Origin of the sequence: Vibrio sp. Hep-1b-8, assembly GCF_006124995.1 — a bacterium.
Taxonomy (GTDB): domain Bacteria; phylum Pseudomonadota; class Gammaproteobacteria; order Enterobacterales; family Vibrionaceae; genus Vibrio.
On record NZ_QEWN01000055.1, the window covers coordinates 1 to 1,500 of the forward strand.

The 1,500-nt window shown below is 40.9% G+C and carries 3 protein-coding genes and 1 pseudogene; 3 read left to right on the forward strand and 1 reads right to left on the reverse strand.

What is annotated here, in order from left to right:
• Positions 1 to 148, reverse strand: a 148-nt coding sequence (locus DA100_RS08145; protein ID WP_138971712.1) for a transposase, incomplete at its 3' end; no start/stop codon positions are given.
• 159 nt (positions 149 to 307) lie between these two features.
• On the opposite strand from DA100_RS08145, the gene DA100_RS08150 reads away from it, so the two are divergent.
• The 3 genes and pseudogenes from DA100_RS08150 to DA100_RS08155 form a co-directional block, all read left to right on the forward strand.
• Positions 308 to 907 carry a hypothetical protein gene (locus DA100_RS08150; RefSeq protein ID WP_206208559.1) on the forward strand — a complete coding sequence of 200 codons (600 nt, stop codon included), beginning with the start codon at positions 308 to 310 and terminating at the stop codon, positions 905 to 907.
• Positions 908 to 1,025: 118 nt separating this feature from the next.
• Complete coding sequence (locus DA100_RS20930) at positions 1,026 to 1,163, forward strand: hypothetical protein (RefSeq protein WP_171052172.1); 138 nt, start codon at positions 1,026 to 1,028, stop codon at positions 1,161 to 1,163.
• Positions 1,160 to 1,500 (forward strand): annotated as a pseudogene (locus DA100_RS08155) (hypothetical protein); the annotation flags it as partial. The gene DA100_RS20930 and the pseudogene DA100_RS08155, both read left to right, overlap by 4 nt.

The following is a 1,500-nucleotide window of genomic DNA, read 5'->3' on the forward strand; positions in this document are numbered from 1 at the left end:
CTTCCATCCCACCGTATTTTGCTTTCCAGTTGTAGTAGGTGGCATCTGAAATGCCGTATTCACGGCACACTTCATTGACCTTACGACCCACTTCCACTTCTTTTAAGATTTTGACGATTTGTGTTTCTGAGTAACGTGATTTTTTCATCGCGGGTTCTCCTTCTATGCTCAGTCTAAGCCGAAGAACTCTAAAATGGTATGCCACTAGTTTAGGGGAGGTTTACAACAACTTTATAACGCTGATGTAGCCTACTCTTGGGAGCACAAAGGATTGGGTGGCAAATACGAACACCTGTGGAGGTGGGGAGTGGCGTTCTTTGTCAACTATTCAATATTTGTTTTTTTTTGGTTTATTCTTGAAGATTTTACTGTAGACACCCCCATGTTTTGGGTGGCTTTTGTTTTGATGACGATGATGATGTTGATGACAAGGTATCTATATTTACCTGATAAACATCGCTGTTATCACCTAACTGCACAGGGTATTCGTTACACAGAACAAGATATGATCCCAGAGGTGGCTTATAAAATCGTGCGTGGTTTTGCGTGGGTGGGGATTGCGGTGTGTGTTATTGCGGTTTTGTTACTTGGCCCCTTGGCGCTTGTCGGTGCTGGGGCATTTGCACTGATGTCATTTGGGATGACCAATTTTCAGCCAACGGTACTAAAACACGAAATCTTCTTCTCTGACAGTCCAATTCTATTTAACGTAGTGAAAGATACTATGTTTAGAATTGACAGTCATACCGCCACCGAGTATTGCTGCCGTAGAGATTTTTACTGTTCGTCTATAGAAGAAAAACAAAAAATCATCACCCTAATCCTAGAGAGTCAAAAAGATATCGAGTATGTGGAACTAGCAAAATTGAACGATATGTTTAAACACCCTATTTTTATTCAAGACTAGAAGAATGCAAGTTGAACTCTATTAACAGGTTTGTAGGTTAAATCAGTTTTGCTTTTCTCATATCGATTGCCAGACTACCGGCGGCACCACGGATGATACCATCACGGTACTGGTTAGCATGCCGTTTAACTGGCAAGCCTCAAAGTATCAACAACTGGGCTATATAGCGTCAGGTAAAAAACAAGGTGATTTAACCGTAGAGCCTGCGCCAAAAGAATTTGGCACTCGTATTATTGAAGTGAGAATAGACCAATGAAGAATAACCAAAGCATAGAGTCTCTAAAGGAACAACTTTATAACGCTGATGTAGCCTACTCTTGGGAGCACAAAGGATTGGGTGGCAAATACGAACACCTGTGGAGGTGGGGAGTGGCGTTCTTTGTCAACTATTCAATATTTGTTTTTTTTTGGTTTATTCTTGAAGATTTTACTGTAGACACCCCCATGTTTTGGGTGGCTTTTGTTTTGATGACGATGATGATGTTGATGACAAGGTATCTATATTTACCTGATAAACATCGCTGTTATCACCTAACTGCACAGGGTATTCGTTACACAGAACAAGATATGATCCCAGAGGTGGCTTATAAAAT

Excerpts from the sequence above, each read along its gene's own strand:
- DA100_RS20930 (WP_171052172.1), top strand. The coding sequence starts at position 1,026 with ATGCCGTTTAACTGGCAAGCCTCAAAGTATCAACAACTGGGCTATATA.